This is a genomic window from Chitinophaga polysaccharea (assembly GCF_902150045.1).
GTDB lineage: Bacteria > Bacteroidota > Bacteroidia > Chitinophagales > Chitinophagaceae > Chitinophaga > Chitinophaga polysaccharea_A.
Map to the genome: position 1 here is coordinate 196,363 of NZ_CABFVU010000002.1, position 16,336 is coordinate 212,698.

At 46.2% G+C, this 16,336-nt stretch carries 13 protein-coding genes and 1 tRNA gene; 7 read left to right on the forward strand and 7 right to left on the reverse strand.

Annotated elements, in window-relative coordinates; genetic code table 11:
• Positions 1 to 3 precede the first annotated feature (3 nt).
• The gene (locus FN124_RS15325; RefSeq protein WP_142685699.1) at positions 4 to 1,404 is read left to right on the forward strand and encodes a S41 family peptidase; all 1,401 of its coding nucleotides are present in this window, start codon (positions 4 to 6) and stop codon (positions 1,402 to 1,404) included.
• Positions 1,405 to 1,553: 149 nt separating this feature from the next.
• On the opposite strand, the gene FN124_RS15330 is transcribed toward FN124_RS15325, so the two are convergent.
• Positions 1,554 to 1,976, reverse strand: a complete 423-nt coding sequence (locus FN124_RS15330; protein ID WP_142685700.1) for a response regulator — start codon at positions 1,974 to 1,976, stop codon at positions 1,554 to 1,556.
• Positions 1,977 to 2,111: 135 nt separating this feature from the next.
• On the opposite strand from FN124_RS15330, the gene FN124_RS15335 reads away from it, so the two are divergent.
• The 5 genes from FN124_RS15335 to FN124_RS15355 all read left to right on the forward strand — a co-directional run bounded on the left by FN124_RS15335 (position 2,112) and on the right by FN124_RS15355 (position 9,281).
• Positions 2,112 to 6,122: a response regulator gene (locus tag FN124_RS15335; protein WP_142685701.1), complete on the forward strand. Its 4,011-nt coding sequence runs from the start codon at positions 2,112 to 2,114 to the stop codon at positions 6,120 to 6,122.
• A 4-nt stretch (positions 6,123 to 6,126) separates the two neighbouring features.
• Positions 6,127 to 6,501, forward strand: coding sequence for a response regulator (locus tag FN124_RS15340; protein ID WP_142685702.1), 375 nt, complete (start codon positions 6,127 to 6,129; stop codon positions 6,499 to 6,501).
• Positions 6,486 to 7,331, forward strand: coding sequence for a CheR family methyltransferase (locus tag FN124_RS15345; protein WP_142685703.1), 846 nt, complete (start codon positions 6,486 to 6,488; stop codon positions 7,329 to 7,331). Before FN124_RS15340 ends, FN124_RS15345 begins: the two co-directional genes overlap by 16 nt.
• 17 nt (positions 7,332 to 7,348) lie before the next feature.
• Positions 7,349 to 7,921: a chemotaxis protein CheB gene (locus FN124_RS15350; RefSeq protein ID WP_142685704.1), complete on the forward strand. Its 573-nt coding sequence runs from the start codon at positions 7,349 to 7,351 to the stop codon at positions 7,919 to 7,921.
• A gap of 76 nt (positions 7,922 to 7,997) precedes the next feature.
• Positions 7,998 to 9,281 (forward strand): hybrid sensor histidine kinase/response regulator, encoded by a 1,284-nt coding sequence (locus tag FN124_RS15355; RefSeq protein ID WP_142685705.1) that lies wholly within the window; start codon positions 7,998 to 8,000, stop codon positions 9,279 to 9,281.
• Between the two features lie 133 nt (positions 9,282 to 9,414).
• On the opposite strand, the gene FN124_RS15360 is transcribed toward FN124_RS15355, so the two are convergent.
• The 6 genes from FN124_RS15360 to FN124_RS15385 form a co-directional block, all read right to left on the reverse strand.
• Positions 9,415 to 9,487 (reverse strand) — tRNA-Ala (locus tag FN124_RS15360).
• Positions 9,488 to 9,541: 54 nt separating this feature from the next.
• Positions 9,542 to 10,003 carry a response regulator gene (locus FN124_RS15365; RefSeq protein WP_142685706.1) on the reverse strand — a complete coding sequence of 154 codons (462 nt, stop codon included), beginning with the start codon at positions 10,001 to 10,003 and terminating at the stop codon, positions 9,542 to 9,544.
• Positions 9,945 to 11,042, reverse strand: a complete 1,098-nt coding sequence (locus FN124_RS15370; RefSeq protein WP_142685707.1) for a sensor histidine kinase — start codon at positions 11,040 to 11,042, stop codon at positions 9,945 to 9,947. Before FN124_RS15370 ends, FN124_RS15365 begins: the two co-directional genes overlap by 59 nt.
• A 19-nt stretch (positions 11,043 to 11,061) precedes the next feature.
• On the reverse strand, positions 11,062 to 13,212 hold the full coding sequence (locus FN124_RS15375; RefSeq protein ID WP_142685708.1) for a sensor histidine kinase: 2,151 nt from the start codon (positions 13,210 to 13,212) through the stop codon (positions 11,062 to 11,064).
• A 67-nt stretch (positions 13,213 to 13,279) separates the two neighbouring features.
• Positions 13,280 to 13,930, reverse strand: coding sequence for a hypothetical protein (locus FN124_RS15380; RefSeq protein WP_260607464.1), 651 nt, complete (start codon positions 13,928 to 13,930; stop codon positions 13,280 to 13,282).
• 86 nt (positions 13,931 to 14,016) lie between these two features.
• Positions 14,017 to 15,114, reverse strand: a complete 1,098-nt coding sequence (locus tag FN124_RS15385) for an Rv1355c family protein (protein WP_142685710.1) — start codon at positions 15,112 to 15,114, stop codon at positions 14,017 to 14,019.
• Positions 15,115 to 15,565: 451 nt separating this feature from the next.
• Here FN124_RS15385 and FN124_RS15390 point away from each other — a divergent pair, with 451 nt between their 5' ends.
• Positions 15,566 to 16,294, forward strand: a complete 729-nt coding sequence (locus FN124_RS15390; RefSeq protein WP_142685711.1) for a superoxide dismutase — start codon at positions 15,566 to 15,568, stop codon at positions 16,292 to 16,294.
• Positions 16,295 to 16,336: the final 42 nt, after the last annotated feature.

Genomic DNA, 16,336 nt, shown 5'->3' on the forward strand with positions numbered 1-16,336 from the left:
GCCATGAAAGCAATAGCAGTATTGTTATTACTCCTGTGCAACACAGCAGTATATGCGCAGGAGTGCGATTGCAGGAAGAAATTTGATAGTGTACAGGTTTATCTGAGAAAGAATTATGTAGGTTTTATCGACAAAGTAACCCCTGTTACACAGCAGGCTTATACGGCCATGCTTACAAAGATGCGCTTGCAGGCTGCCACCATCAAAGGCGCCACACATTGCCTGCTGCTGGTGAACCGTTACCTGCGCTTTTTCAAAGACCAGCATCTTTCCCTGCACATTGGCTATAGGCCGCTAAAGGAAAAAATAGTCCTCACACCCCAGCAGCTCGATCTGCTCCAGAAGCAACCGTTAAGTGGCATCGCCGGCATTTACCAGGCAGGTTCACTGTATAGGGTAGCCCTGGTAAAAAACCTGAGAGGACTGCGTACCTACGCCGCTGTGATCATGGAATCGTCGGCGCCCGGCTGGCAACCTGGCGACGTTTTATTTGAACTGGCCGCTACCGGGCCGGATAAATTTGACCTGATCAGCTATGCAGAACAACAGGTGAATTTTGATACCCTAACCGTTGGGAAGCGGTATGACGGGCTCGCTGCATTGGGTTGGCAAAAGCCAGGGGCGGGGCTGCCACAGCAGGCTGCCGGCATAACGCCGGAAGTCCCTGCCTTCGCCGATATGCCGGCAGCGCCCTTCTTCTTCCGGCAAATAAATGACAGCACTGCCTACTTCAGGGTCAGCAGCTTCGACGCCACCGTTTATCCGCTGGCAGATTCCGTACTGAACGCCAACGATGAATACCTGCGAAGAAACCCCAACCTGGTGATAGATGTCCGTAACGCCGGGTTAGGTGCCGATAAGCTCATTGAACGGCTCCGGCCTTTGCTGTATACCCAGCCCGTGCGGATCACCGGGGCCGACTTTTATGCCACCCCTGATAACATTGCAGCCTGGGGTCATATCCTGGATGAACAAACCGGGAAACTGCCTGAAGAATATGTAGAGCAGATCCGCACTGCCATCCACCAGGGAGACGGGTTGCAGGGCCGGCTGGTAAGTATGGGACCGGATGAAAACATGATCCTGCCAGCTCCGGTGCCCCTACCGGCTAAAGTGGCAGTGCTGATCAATGGTCGCTGCAGTAATACTGCGGAGCAGTTTTTACTGGAGGCTGCCCAGAGCCAGAAAGTGAAACTGATGGGAACACCTACCGCCGGAGCACTGGATTATTCCAATGTAGCAAGGGTGAAATTTACAGCTCCCGATTTTTCGGTTGATTATCCTGTTACCCGCTCAAGGAGAGTGGCTGCTGGTCTGGGTATTGATAATAAAGGGATTCAGCCTGCGGTGAAAATAAATTTTAATGCAGCAGGATGGCTGGAAGAAGTAGTAAAACAATTTTAATGCAGAAGTCTTTAAGATCTGGTTAACACTTGGATATCATTTAAAACCCATCTTTATGATACAAAGCATATGCTCACGCATATATGAGGGTTTAAAAATAGTAACAATGGTAGAAACGTTGCCTCACAATTCCTTGTGAGGCTTTTCTGTTAAAATAACTTCTGCTGTAAAAGGTCCGTCAGTATGTGTGTAAGCTCACGAAGACTGTTAGGCTTCGTCAGGAAGTACGACGCGCCCAGCTCCCTGGTTTCTTTTTTATCCGACTCATGTGAGGATGTACTATAGATCACGACAGGAATATGTTTCAAATGTTCCTGCTGCTGTATTTCTGCAAGGAACTGTTTCCCGTCTACCCGCGGCATATTCAGATCCACGAAAATAAGGTCGGGTACAATGTCATTATTCAGCTTCAACAACGCATCTTCGCCGTTTATAGCTTCGTGGTAAATGATATCTGGCGCCAGTTCTTTTAATACTTCACCAAATATCATCCTGTCATCTATATCATCGTCAATTAAAAGGACTGAGGTATATTTACAACTATCAGGCATATCATTTTGGAATAGAGACAAATCTATGATTTTGTTGTTATTTTATTATCATTATAATTCGGTTTAGTGGTACAGTTGGAATGAAATATGCTAAAAGCCGGTGTGCAACACCATTTGCAGAACAGTACCCTATAAAAATTAAACAAGCTCAGGCAGATGAATAAATTCTTTATGCAGCTTCCGCTTCCAAGGAAACTGATGTTAGTTGCTGTAATACCGCTGGTATGTCTTGTATATTTTGGCATAGCTGTATTCAATAAGCAGAGTGAAGATATAACTACTATCGATAACCTGTTACAGAAAATTACCACCGCTACCACCATTATGAAAGTGGCGGATGAAATTCATATGGAACGCCGGAATAGTGTGAACTATGTATTGCAAACCGGGAGCCTGAATGATCTGCTTACACAACGCGCCAAAACAGATCTTGCCATCGATGTTGTGAAAGGCAGGCTGCTGGCCAGTGATAGCCGATTCTTCGAATATTCCCTGCTAAATACGCTTCCCAAAAAGAGAAAAGATATTGACAATAAAAGCATGCCTCAACGGGAAGTGCTCGATTATTATTCCAATCTTATTTTCCGTCTCAACGACCTGGCAACCACCAATATCCCGGATATCCCCGTATTGAAAGCGGTACAGCAGGACATGAATGCACAATACCTGCTGGCGCAGATGGCCGCCTACCAGGGAATGATCCGCATGGATATTTATTATTTCATGCTGAAGAAGGAAGTATGGCCGGAAGATTTTGCCCGTGTAGAAAACAATGCCGATATGTACGCTTCCCTGCGGGCGGAACTGGTAGATAAAGCCTCCCCGGCTATTTCAAAGGCTTATCTGAAAATGGAGTCTTCTAATGAAATGACCGTCACCAACGATTTTATCAGGAGCACTATCGTCTCCCGGAAAATTGATACCCTTTTCAATGCAGATTCCTGGTGGAATAATTCTTCCTTGTCTGTAGATCAGCTAAAGCAGCTGCAACGCTCCGTGATGGACAAGATAAGCCGGGATGCAAAAAATATCTCCCAAAAGGAAAATGACCTGAAAACCCGGGACCTGTTGGTATTGGTGGGCATCATAATATTGGTGATAGTATTTATCACCTATACCATTAAAGGTATCACAGATAGCCTCGAAATGCTGCAGGCAGCTGCATTGAAGATTTCCAGGGGAGTGCCGGGAGCAGCGCCGGAGGTACATACAAAAGATGCCATCGGCAGCCTGGCGCGTTCCTTTAACGTAATTGATCAAACTAACCAGGACCTGGCCATTGCGGCAGATAGTATAGGGAAAGGGAACTTCAATATAGATGTGAAGCCACGCAGTGAAGATGATATTCTTGGTAATGCAGTGGTACAAATGGCGGCCGACCTGAAGGCGTTCCGCTCCAACGCCGAACAGAAAATGTGGATTCAAACCGGGCTTAACCGGGTAAGTGAAACATTGCTCAGTGAAAAGGATATGGAGTCACTCAGCAAAGACGCTTTAACGGATGTTGTACAATACACCGGGGCACAAACGGGCGTTCTGTACATCAGGCATTCAGGCGAACTGCATTTATCTGCTGAATACGCATTATCACCTGCACACCCGGCCCCCAAGGTTATCGAGGTAGGAAAAACCTTACTTGGGCAAAGTGTATTACAGAAAGAACCATTATACCTTACGGAGGCGCCGGACAATTTCCTGCACATTGCGGGCGCCGCAGCCTCTGCACAACCTGGTTATGTGCTCATCATTCCGCTAAGCCATGCAGGTATCGTGGAAGGCGTAATAGAGATAGGCTCCCTGTTCCCATTTAAAGAACATGTGATGGATTTCGCCAAACAGGCAGCAGTAAATATTGCGATCGCCCTGCAAAGCACCAGGAGCCGCACACGCCTTCAGGAACTGCTGGAAGAAACCCAGGCCCAGGCAGAAGAACTGCAAACGCAACACAGTGAACTGGAAAGCCTCAATGTGGAACTGGAAGCGCAAACCCAAAAGCTCCAGGTATCAGAAGAAGAACTGAAAGTGCAACAGGAAGAACTGATGCAGTCGAATGCAGAACTGGAAGAAAGAAGCCGGCTCCTGGAAGAGAAAAACCAGATCATAGTAGAACGCAACCTGGATATACATAAAAAAGCAGAAGAGCTGGCGCTCAGCACCCGCTACAAATCAGAGTTCCTGGCTAATATGTCGCATGAGCTGCGCACACCGCTAAACTCCATCTTATTGTTGTCAAGGCTGCTTTCTGAAAATCATGACGCCAATCTCAACGGCGACCAGGTGGAATATGCACAGGTGATCAACAGTTCAGGTAAAGGCCTGCTCACGCTGATCGATGAGATACTCGACCTTTCGAAAATCGAATCCGGTAAAATGGAACTGGAATTTACCCAGGTATCCATTTCGGATATATGCTCCAATATGCAAGCGCTATTTGAACCTATAGCAAAAGAAAAAGGCCTGCAACTGCAGATACATAAAGATGCCGGCATACCTGCCACTATTGAAACAGACCAGGTAAGGCTGGAACAGATACTTAAAAACCTGCTGTCGAATGCGCTGAAGTTTACCGCCAAAGGATTTGTACGGCTGGATGTAATGGAAGGAGAAGATCTGCAAACTATCCGTTTTTCGGTAAAAGATACCGGCATTGGTATCCCGGCAGAAAAACAACAGGTGATTTTCGAAGCCTTCCAGCAGGCAGACGGATCTACCCGGAGGAAATATGGCGGCACCGGCCTGGGGCTGTCTATCAGCCGGGAACTGGCAAAACTGCTTGGCGGGCAGATAGCGGTGAAGAGCAATGGCAGGGATGGAAGTGCATTTATAATCACAGTTCCTATAATGCGTAAGGAGGTAGTGCCAGCGGAGCAGCCTTCCGTATTGCCGTCGCCGGTAGTGGAAGACCTGGAAACAATACAGAAGAAGAGATTCCTGTCACCTACGGTGCCGGAAGATGTGTACGATGACCGTGGACTTATTGAAACCGGTGATCCGGTGATCCTTATCGTGGAAGACGATACTCATTTTGCAAAGGCATTGCTTGATTTCACTCATGCAAGAGGGTATAAAGGGATCGTATCTGTTCGGGGTGATGAAGCTGCGGAGTTGGCGCGCCTCTATAAGCCTATCGGTATCCTGCTGGATATACAGCTGCCAATAAAAGATGGCTGGCAGGTAATGGAAGAATTGAAAAACGATCCGGCCACCAGGCCGATACCGGTGCATATCATGTCTTCCATGGAAGCAAAAAAAGAAAGCCTCCTGAAAGGGGCGGTCGACTTTATCAGTAAGCCGGTAGACCCGCAGAGCATGCAGCTGATCTTTGAAAAAATGGAATTCGTATTGCAGCGCTCCACCAAGAAAGTATTGATCCTGGAAGAAAATGCCAAACATGCAAAAGCACTGGCTTACTTCCTCAGTAACTACCAGGTGAATTCAGAGATCAGCAATAGTGTGGAAGATGGTGTATCGCTTCTGCAGCAGCAGGATGTTGATTGTGTGATCCTCGACATGGGTATTCCCGATCAGCGGGCCTATGAAGCGCTGGAAATGGTTAAGGAAATAAAAGGACTGGAAAATCTTCCCATTATCATTTTTACCGGTAAAAGTTTATCAAAGGCAGAAGAACAGCGTATCAAGCAGTATGCAGATTCCATTGTGGTGAAAACGGCCCATTCCTATCAGCGTATGCTGGATGAAGTGTCGCTGTTCCTGCACCTGGTGTCAGAAAAAGCACCCGCTGCTCATGCGGGGAACGGGAAAATGGGCGTACTGAATGAGGTGCTGAAAGATAAAACAGTGCTGGTGGCAGATGATGATGTGCGTAATATCTTCTCCCTTACCAAAGCGCTGGAGAAGCACCAGATGAAAGTGTTGTCGGCCATTGATGGTAAAGAAGCTTTGGAGCAGCTGAAAGAACACCGGGTAGACATAGTGCTGATGGATATGATGATGCCCGAAATGGATGGGTATGATGCGATTGCGGCCATCAGGAAGCAACCTGGGCTGAGAGCATTGCCGGTAATTGCCGTAACGGCCAAGGCAATGATGGGCGACCGGGAGAAATGTTTGCAGGCAGGCGCTTCCGATTATATTTCTAAACCTGTAGATGTGGACCAGTTATTGTCGTTGCTACGGGTATGGCTATACGATAAATCCATGAAATAATATAATGGAACAGAAACTGGTATTAATTGTAGATGACGATGCCCGCAATATTTTTGCATTAAAAGCGGTGCTGAGATCCAGGAATATTCCGTCAATAGCTGTTGGTACCGGTACGGAGGCAATAAGGTTACTGTCCGCAGCCCATTCGGTAGGAGCGGTATTGATGGATATTATGATGCCCGATATGGACGGTTACGAAACCATTGCTGCTATCCGCGCGCTGCCCGGAAACAGCCGCCTGCCGCTGATAGCAGTAACAGCAAAGGCAATGGTGGGCGATCGTGAAAAGTGCCTTGAAGCGGGCGCCGATAATTATATTTCAAAACCGATTGATGTAGATGAGTTACTGTTACAGCTACAGCAATGTTTATCAGTATAAATGTGAGCAGGAACCCGGTAAGTGAACAGGAAGTATCCCTGTTGCTGAATGACGTACTTGAAAGATATGGATATGATTTTACAGAGTACGCTCCCGCCTCTATTAACCGGCGGGTAAACCACCTGTACCTGACCGATCGTTTTCCCAGCTTTGCTGAATACCGCTACCGCATTATTTCCGATCCGGCATATGCGTTACGGTTTGTAGAAGAGATTACGGTAAATGTAACGGAGATGTTCCGTGACCCTTCTTTCTACCAGGCATTGCGTACCCAGGTATTACCGGTGCTGGCCACCTATCCGTCTATCCGCGTATGGCATGCAGGCTGTTCTACCGGGGAAGAAGTATACTCCTTTGCTATCCTGCTTAAAGAAGCAAAACTACTGCACAAGGCGGTGATCTATGCAACGGACATCAATGCTGGCGTGTTGGAGAAAGGCCGTAAGGGAATGTTCCGGCTTTCACAGATGCAGCAATACTCCCGCAACTATATGGAAGCAGGGGGCAGGGAAGATTTTTCGTCGTATTATACGGCCAACTATGAATATGCGAAGTTCCGGGAAGATCTTGGCAGGAAGATCATCTTCTCCCCGCATAACCTGGTAACAGATGGCTCCTTTAATGAATTTCAGCTGATCATATGCCGCAACGTGCTGATCTATTTTAATAAAAAACTGCAGGACCGGGTACTCACACTGTTCAGCGACAGCCTGGAGCAGTTAGGTTTCCTGGCACTGGGAAGTAAAGAAACCCTTAACTTCACCAGTGTGGCCGACAGGTTCCGGCAACTGGAGAACCGGGAAAAAATCTGGCGGAAGGTGCAGTTGTAATACTAAATAAGTAGTTTATGAGTACAGCACCATACTTATTTGTAATAGGTGGTTCAGCCGGTGGGCTGCAACCTATTTTAACACTGCTGCCGGGGCTCGTAGCCTCGCTTCCGGCAGCCATTCTGATCGTTTTACACCGTCAAAGCCATTATGAATCTATATTAACAGACTTGTTATCTACCAGATGCTGCCTGCCAGTAATGGAAGCGGCGGAAAAGGAGCCCTTGCAACCGGCCACTGTTTACATTGCGCCGGCAGATTACCATCTGCTGATAGAAACCGATCATACCTTTTCCCTGGATGATTCGGAAAAAGTGAATTTCAGCCGGCCGAGCATAGATGTTACCTTTACGTCTGCAGCGCTGGCCTATGGAAGCAACATGACCGCACTATTGCTTTCCGGCGCCAACATCGATGGTACGGAAGGCCTGATAGACGTACATAATGCGGGGGGAACCACCGCCGTACAGGACCCAGCCAGCGCGGAAGTGGATTATATGCCAAAACAAGCTATCATGCAGGCTCCTGTTGACGTTATCCTGCAACCGCAGGAAATGGCGGCTTTCATTAACCGGATGGCAGGGGTATGATTATTGAAAGGCCATTGTAAAAAAAATACAGGGGGCAGTATCCTGCATTGCCCGCTGGGTTTAACGATTATGCTGTATGATCTTAATTGTAGATGATAAGCCGGAAAATATATTGTCTATCAGGAAAACCCTGGAACTTTACCAGTTCGAGGTTGACACTGCTTTGTCCGGTGAAGAAGCATTAAAAAAAATATTGAAGCACAACTACACGCTCATTATCCTGGATGTGCAGATGCCCAGCATGGACGGCTTTGAAGTAGCCGAAGCGTTATCAGGCCATAGTAAAGCCAAAGACATTCCCATTATATTCCTGTCGGCCGTAAATAAAGACAAACGTTTTATTGTAAGAGGATATGACTCCGGTGGTATTGACTACATTACCAAACCCGTGGATCCGGATATACTCCTGATGAAGGTGAAAACATTTTCCCGCCTTTACCAGCAGTCCCAGGAGCTGAAGCAAATGCATCAGTCGCTCAAGGAAGAAGTAGAAGTAAGAAAGCTCGCTCAGGAAGCCCTGATTGCACACCAACAACAGGTGAATGATATGCTGGAACAGAAAGTAAGGGAGAGAACAGAAGAGCTGAGGGAGATCAATAAATCGCTGGAAGCCAGTAACCATGATCTGCAGCAGTTTGCATCCGTAGCCTCCCACGATCTGAAAGAGCCTCTGCGTAAAATCCAGCTTTTTGGAGCTATTTTAAGAGACCGGTTCCTGCAAACAGACCCTAACGCCCTCTCTTATATGGAGAGGATCGTTAGCTCCTCAGAACGCATGGCAAGGCTGATCAATGACCTGCTGAGCTATTCACGTTTATCCGTGGCAAGCATAAACGAAATTACCGACTTCAATAAAATTATCGAGGAGATCCTGGTGGACCTGGAGCTGATGATCACGGAACGGAATGCGGTCATCACTGTGGAAAAAATGCCTCAGATTGAAGCGGTTCCGGGGCAAATACGCCAGGTGTTTCAAAACATCATCAGTAACGCATTGAAATTTTCCCGCAAAGATGTTCCTCCCGAAATAAATATTTCCGCCGATACGGTAACCGATCTGAATCCGGACAGCGCGGCCTTTACGGAGGGGCAATACTGCCGCATCATTATCCGCGACAACGGTATCGGGTTCAATGAAAAATATCTCTCTAAAATATTTACCATCTTCCAGCGCCTCCATACCTCCGATCTTTATGAAGGTACGGGCATCGGGCTGGCTATCGCCAAAAAGGTAATTGACAAGCATGGCGGCCTTATTACCGCCAGGAGCAGGGAGGGAGAGGGCTCCACCTTTATTATTGTGTTGCCCCTTAAACAGCCCAGGACCATACCTGCCGAAATGAGTGAAGCGTTGTTGTAAGCCCCTTTCCCACTTTTAGGCTTGATCCCTTAAAATTTATGGACATCCCCTAACTTTTCAACTTGATCCCTGATCACGGGCAGGCGGGTATCTGCATAAAAAAAGCCCGACACTGAGTGTCAGGCTTTACGGGTGGAGGATAACGGGCTCGAACCGTTCACCTCAAACATGCCATGCTTGCGCTCTACCAGATGAGCTAATCCCCCGTTTATTGTTGTTTGGGATGCAAAAATATATTTTTTCCTGTAAACACCAACATTTTATAGAAAATCTTTGAAAATTCCTTCCACGGTTTCTTTCAGATCCTTTAGCAGTAAGGGTTTTCGCAATAATTTAACTACCATAGGATTGGCGTTGGTACGGGTAATATCCCCATAATCCAGTGAAGAAGATACCATTACGATATGGCATTGCGACTTGATCTTCTGGGGATAGGAGTCAAAGGCCTGCAGGAATTCAAAGCCGTCCATCTCAGGCATCTGTATATCCAGCAGGATAACGGTAGGCGGAATTTTGGGCAACGCGATGTTGGAAGACAGGAATTCCAGTGCCTTATTGGCATTGGCAAATGATATCACGGTTCTGCTGATTTGTTGAAATCCGATCAACTTTTCATGCAGTAACAAATCAATCTCATTGTCATCAATCAATATGACTCGCAGGTCAGGTATCGAATTCATTTCTGTTAGGGATGGTAATTTCAAATTGGGTGCCTTCGCCATATTTGGACTCTACGTTAATGGTGCCACCTATTTTACTAAGCGCTTCCTTAACAATATACAAGCCAATACCACTACCAGGTTTATTATTATTTTTGGACCGGAAGAACATCTTGAAAATATTATTGAGATGCTCGCTTAAAATTCCGATACCATTATCACGTATGCAGATGGTGGCTTTATGCGGTTCTACTTTAACAGACAGATTAACCATCGGGTTGGTCTCCTCCGGTTTCTGGTACTTAACAGCATTTGAAATAAGATTGTTTAAAATAACACTGATCCTGAAGGTGTCGCCCCTGAAATCCACTGCCTGGTCTACATTCGTCTGAAAAAGGATCTGGGTGTTCTGCGGTTTGAACGCAGTGATGCAGTCATTTAGCAGTGTATTGAAATCTATCCTTTCATATTCCACTTCCAGCCGGGAATTGCGGTAGTACTCGATGATCTTCTGGATAAAATCATCCAACTTTAATACACAGGCCTCTACCATGTTCATATAACCGTTGGGGTCCACTATCGAATTATCCAGCCTGGATAAATTGATAATACCCAATACAGACATCAGCGGGGAACGCAGATCATGGGAAGTGGAATAAATGAAACGGTTCAGTTCATCGTTCGTTTTCTCCAGCTCTTCTATCTTCTCCCGCAATTGTTTGCGTGTACGGTATATCTCGTAGGCATTGTTGATGGTTTTATGCAGCTCATGCTCATCCCAGGGCTTCTTGATATAGGAATAGATATGTCCTTTGTTAATGGCGTCTATAATATCTTCCACATCCGTATAACCGGTCAGCAGGATACGCATCGGGTCGGGCAGCGTATCTTTTATTTCATTGAAGAATTCCACACCGGTAGATACCGGCATCTTCTGGTCGGCAATGATAATATGCACCATGATCTCTTTCAGCAGCAGTTTACCCTCCTGCGCTGAAGTAGCCGTATAAATCTCATAACTTCTGCGGAAGCTCGCTTTGAACGCATTCAGGTTATGAATCTCATCATCTATGTATAATATTCTTATGCGGTTTTCTTTCATTAAAAGACCTTATGGTTAATTACGATAAATGATTAGCGATATTAAGAGGTAAATATATAATAAATTCCGCTCCTTCGCCAGGGGCTGAATGCACGATAATCCTGCCTTTATGCTTCTCAATGATACTGAATACAATAGATAATCCCAACCCCGTGCCTTCCCCTACATCCTTGGTAGTGAAGAAGGGATCAAAGATCTTTTCCCGTACAGCTTCCGACATACCGATACCCGTATCCTTGATAGTAATAACAATGAAACTGTTTTCCTGTTTTGTTTTTATGGAGATGAATTCGTCGTGATGTTCTTTCTTGGATTTGATCGCGTTCAGTGCGTTACTGAAAATATTCATGAACACCTGGTTTATTTTACCGGCATAGCACTCAATTTTTGGCAGCTCTGCATAATCTTTTACAATGTTCACATAGGGAGGAATGGCGTTACGCAGTAGCACCAACGTGGAGTCCAGCCCTTCATGGATATCAATGGACTTTACCTCGCTCTCATCCAGCCGGCTGAAAGTACGCAACCCCTTCACTATTTCCGCAGTGCGCGTAGCCCCGTCTTCTATTCCTTTGATAAGAGAGGAAATTTCTTCGTGGATATAATCAATATCAATCTCTTTTTTGAATGCTGCAATTTCTGCGAGCGACCTGGACATATCTGTACTTTCCGGCAATTCGTCATAACGGTTCAATAATTCTCTCAGATCGGCAATATCCAGTTTCAGCGGTTTGATATTGGAAGTAACAAAGTTGATCGGGTTGTTGATCTCATGGGCAATACCAGCTGTGAGCTGACCAAGCGACGCCATTTTCTCCTTCTCTACCAGCCGGGTTTGGGCATCTTTGAGGTTGGTTAAGGCATTGTTCAGCTCCAGGTTGGTGGCCTGCAGGTCTTCTGTTCTGTCTTTTACTTTACTTTCCAGGATGATGTTCTGTTCTCTTACCAGTCTTTCATTTTCCTGTGATATAGCCAGGGCCATCTGCTGTGAGGCTTCTTTTTCCGCTTTGAATACATTGATCTTATGTGCCAGGGCAAACGACAGCAGCAATACTTCTATACCCGAACCGATCTGCAGTGCGTAGTAGGTAAAGTTATTATAGGGCAGCACATTAAAATTGCGCAATACGAAAATGAACACACTGCTCAGGAATACAGACCACGCCAGCAGGAAGTAACGCGCGTCTCTCACTCCTTTCAGGCTGATGCGCCAGGCAACAACAAAGGCCATCGTCGACGCCAGGAAAGCATCCAGTTGTACAAATATCTGCGCAAACGTGTACATGTTCAGAAAAGTAGGGATCAGACAAAGCAGGTACAATATATTCACTGCATTCATCAGCCTGTGTCCCAGCAGGTAATTCACCCTGGTGGAAAGGAACTTCTGGATAAATGTCAGCGCGGTAATCCCGTTGAATATCGGTACCAGTACGGTGGCATGCATGGCAAGCCACGGGTAGTTGGGGTACAGGAAACGGAACGAATATCCCTGCAGCGTTACCTGGGTAAGGCCCACACAAATGATGTAGCTTACGTAAATAAGATAGCTGTTGTCGCGGGTGGATATAAAAATGAAGAGATTATAGAAAGCCATTGCAAGGATAACGCCTACGTATATACCAAAAATGAGCTCCCGTTTGTTGTTTTTTTCATAAACGCTTTCCGGCGTACCCAGGTAAATGGGCAACTGCAACTGCTCTCCTGCTTTAACTTTCAGGTAGAACTGCCTTGTTTCACCAGGCAGCAGCCGCAGGGGAAACTGGTAGTTCTGATGATCATATCCCCGGTTCTTATAGGCGGTGAATTCTCCCAGCCGGCTTTGTTTAATAGTGCCATCGGGCTTCAGTTCATACAGTGTGATGTCATCAATAATCGGGTATTCTACTTCCAGCAACAGTTTTTCTGATTTCGACTGATTGTTGATGGAAAACCTTGCCCACTGTGTATATGGAGTGATCTGCAGATTAGGTACGTCCTGTTTGGAGATCCTGAAAGGCTGCATAGGAGCGGAGGCGATGGTGAGGGTATCTGCCTTATCGGTATACAGTTCGAGGTAGCCGCCTATCTGTAACAGGGATTTGCTGTTTTTATATACAACGGGTTGCGCCGTTATCTGTAACAGGGATATCAGGGTAAAGATTGACCATAAACCTACAATCTTATACAGCATCACGAAAGAGATTAGTTATCAGGCTTGAATTTATGTGTTTTTTCAGAAATACTGTTCCGTTAATTGCTTACAGGGTGGAGTGGGCATGTGTGGGAATCCGGAGGCTGTAGTTTACCTCATAGGAACCCTTCGGGCCCACTTCTATTTTGGACTGTATAGGATTTTCACGCAGATCTGAAATCAGCAGTTTCTCTTTCGGATCGGCATGAGGCAGGTCGAAACAATCGTTGATCACCATCGCCGTGGCCAGGAAGTCGTCTTTCGGGTAAAAGAAGGTACCGTTGTTGCCCAGTGATTCATCTATAACAAAACCAACGCGTTTCCCCACGCGTGTAGTAATGGGTGCGCACAATACGTGATAGGTATCTATTGGTAGCTGCGCACCCAGCACAACGCCTACTCTTGCCAGTACCTGGCTGCCGATGCCCATTCCGGCCACTTCCTTTGAATTCCACATCCCGCAGATCTCAGCACTGCCTTTTTTTACATAAGAATATATTTTTGGATCGTATTTGCCTATCGCCGTTTCAATGGGTAGTGGCAACACGCCGTCAGCAAGCTGTACGCGTGCCCCACCATATGTTTTGGTACGTGTGTCGTCCTCCACTATGATCACTATCGTGTTCTCGTGTTGCATCCAGTCAGCACTGCCGGATGTCACCTGGGCTATGCCGAAATAAATTTCCAGCAACTTCAGGTGACCGGTATAAAATCTCATGCAAGCCTCAGGATCATCCGGAGCCCTAAATACCCTTACATTAATCATGACATTGCGGAATAGCGCTTATACAAGGCATAAGTATGTTAAACAATCAACTGCTCAAAATCAACATAATACCTGCCTGAACTCTTTAACTGATCCAGGGCGATACGACGGCATGTATCGGCCACCAACGCTCCGCCAAGCACAACTGAAGAGGCGAGCTGAGGCCAGGTGGTAATGGTTTTGCCAATCTCGCCCAGGGAGTATTTCATCCTGGCCGACGCATTTTCAAGGGCCAGCATAGGACTGAAGACCGGGAGTTTCTCCGCATCCGTCAGCCCTTTTAAGGTGTCGATATTCACCTCCGGTATCAGGCCATGCATCAGCGGCCTGTCCGGCTCAAGATCAAAACGTTCAATATCTATCATGCCCCTGTCGTTCATCTCCATAACAACAGGAATCTTCAGGGACTTTGCCTTTATCCTGCTCAGGATTTTAATATCCACACCATCACATTCTTCCACAAAAATATCCAGCACGCCGCCGCTCGTAAAGAAATCATCCATATTGGCTTCAGTCATGCCGTCTTCGTAGATCTTTACTTTGATAAACGGATCCAGCTCTGCAATTTCGCGGGCTGCGATCACCACTTTTGGCACCTGCAGGTTATGTATCCCGCAACGGATCCTGTTCATATTGGTCAGCTCCAGCCTGTCAAAATCTGCCAGTCTCAGCTCTCCGCAAATGCGCTCCATTACCAGGGTAAGTGCGATCGACTGCCCAACAGACAAGCCAACAATGCCAATCTTCTTTTTTGATAATACGGCAATTTCTTCAGCGGTGATCTTATGCTGGTTCCGGCTGGTACGTAATTCAATAAACTCAGGTTCATTCACAATATGCACTACCTGGCCGTTCCATGGATAATATACCCATACTCCAAATTCTTCCGGGGAAACCCCATCAAGATACGCCTGCACCTTCTCCTCGTATTCGACTGCAGTCAGACGCTTTGTAGGATTCCTGATTTTCATCAGTTCCCTCAGCTGAGAATCGATATGGTCGTTAATACGTAGGTGCGGACGGGTTTTCAGAAGGCTTTCGAAGGACTGACGGTCTTTTTCGTCTTTTAAATCATAAAAAACAGGCTTGTAGTCATTGCTCTCTTCCTGTTGTTTCCTGAGGTACTCTTGTATCATGTTTCCTGCTTTATCGAGGTTGGACCAGGTTTGCTTGCACTGGATTACGCTATATTATCATTATCGTTGTGTAAAGCAATTCCTGTTGCTCTTAGTATTAGCTTAAAATTTAATTAAAATGTGATCGGTTATTACGTTGGCGTATTGGCGGGTTAATGAACAGGTCTTTGTTTGCCTGCCAGGCCCGGGATAAATATATCTGGCATCACACAATCAATTACAACTCATCACTGTAATCAAGATATGAATGTAAGGTAAAATAGTAATTTAATGTGAAAACAAAGTAAAAGTTTTCCTTTATTTTGATATTAAATTCCTGTTTTTATACTTTTACCTTAGTTTTAATATTACTTTTCATCTCTTCCCACCAGCGAGATTTGGTTTAATATTTGCGGCTTTTCGCCACCTGACTCAATCTTTATTACTCAATAATATATTTAAATAAAAAAACATGGATAAGAGAGAATTTCTCAAGCTTACCAGTCTTGCCGGCGCCGCGGTTCTGAGCGGGCCATTGAGCAGCCTGGCCACTTCTTCTGTGTCCGGACAGCCGGCCTTTGCCGATCCTAAAGCCCCTTTCGTGCTTCCTGCGCTGCCTTATGCATATGATGCCCTCGAGCCTCATATCGACAAGCTTACTATGGAAATCCATCATGATAAGCACCATGCGGCCTACGTGAAAAATCTAAATGATAATCTCGCCGGTACTGCATTTGCCACTTTGTCGCTGGAACAAATCCTGAATAAGGTAACGGATAAAGACAAAGCGGTGCGCAACAATGGTGGCGGGCATTATAACCACTCCCTTTTCTGGACGCTGTTGTCGCCTACCAAAAAAACGCCCTCTGATAAGCTGAAATCGGCTATCAGCAGTGCTTTCGGTAGTTGGGAAACCTTCCAGACGAAGTTTAACGATGCCGCCAAAACTGTGTTCGGATCCGGTTGGGCATGGCTCATTGTAACACCGGAGAAGAAACTGGCCATCATCAACACCCCCAACCAGGATAATCCGCTGATGCATAATATCGTAAAAGATAAAGGCACCCCCATCCTGGCGCTTGATGTTTGGGAGCATGCCTACTACCTGAAGCATCAGAACAAACGCCCGGAATATATTGATGCTTTCTGGAATGCAGTGAACTGGGATGAAGTGGAGAAACGCTACAAGGCAGCAGTATAGCGGATTTTGTCCTGGAACACTGATTACGCTGATTTTGATGAT

Excerpts from the sequence above, each read along its gene's own strand:
- FN124_RS15350 (WP_142685704.1), top strand. The coding sequence starts at position 7,349 with ATGAGTACAGCACCATACTTATTTGTAATAGGTGGTTCAGCCGGTGGG.
- FN124_RS15380 (WP_260607464.1), bottom strand. The coding sequence starts at position 13,930 with ATGAGATTTTATACCGGTCACCTGAAGTTGCTGGAAATTTATTTCGGC.
- FN124_RS15345 (WP_142685703.1), top strand. The coding sequence starts at position 6,486 with ATGTTTATCAGTATAAATGTGAGCAGGAACCCGGTAAGTGAACAGGAA.
- FN124_RS15365 (WP_142685706.1), bottom strand. The coding sequence starts at position 10,003 with ATGGCGAAGGCACCCAATTTGAAATTACCATCCCTAACAGAAATGAAT.
- FN124_RS15340 (WP_142685702.1), top strand. The coding sequence starts at position 6,127 with ATGGAACAGAAACTGGTATTAATTGTAGATGACGATGCCCGCAATATT.
- FN124_RS15355 (WP_142685705.1), top strand. The coding sequence starts at position 7,998 with ATGATCTTAATTGTAGATGATAAGCCGGAAAATATATTGTCTATCAGG.
- FN124_RS15335 (WP_142685701.1), top strand. The coding sequence starts at position 2,112 with ATGAATAAATTCTTTATGCAGCTTCCGCTTCCAAGGAAACTGATGTTA.
- FN124_RS15385 (WP_142685710.1), bottom strand. The coding sequence starts at position 15,114 with ATGATACAAGAGTACCTCAGGAAACAACAGGAAGAGAGCAATGACTAC.
- FN124_RS15370 (WP_142685707.1), bottom strand. The coding sequence starts at position 11,042 with ATGAAAGAAAACCGCATAAGAATATTATACATAGATGATGAGATTCAT.
- FN124_RS15325 (WP_142685699.1), top strand. The coding sequence starts at position 4 with ATGAAAGCAATAGCAGTATTGTTATTACTCCTGTGCAACACAGCAGTA.
- FN124_RS15390 (WP_142685711.1), top strand. The coding sequence starts at position 15,566 with ATGGATAAGAGAGAATTTCTCAAGCTTACCAGTCTTGCCGGCGCCGCG.
- FN124_RS15375 (WP_142685708.1), bottom strand. The coding sequence starts at position 13,212 with ATGCTGTATAAGATTGTAGGTTTATGGTCAATCTTTACCCTGATATCC.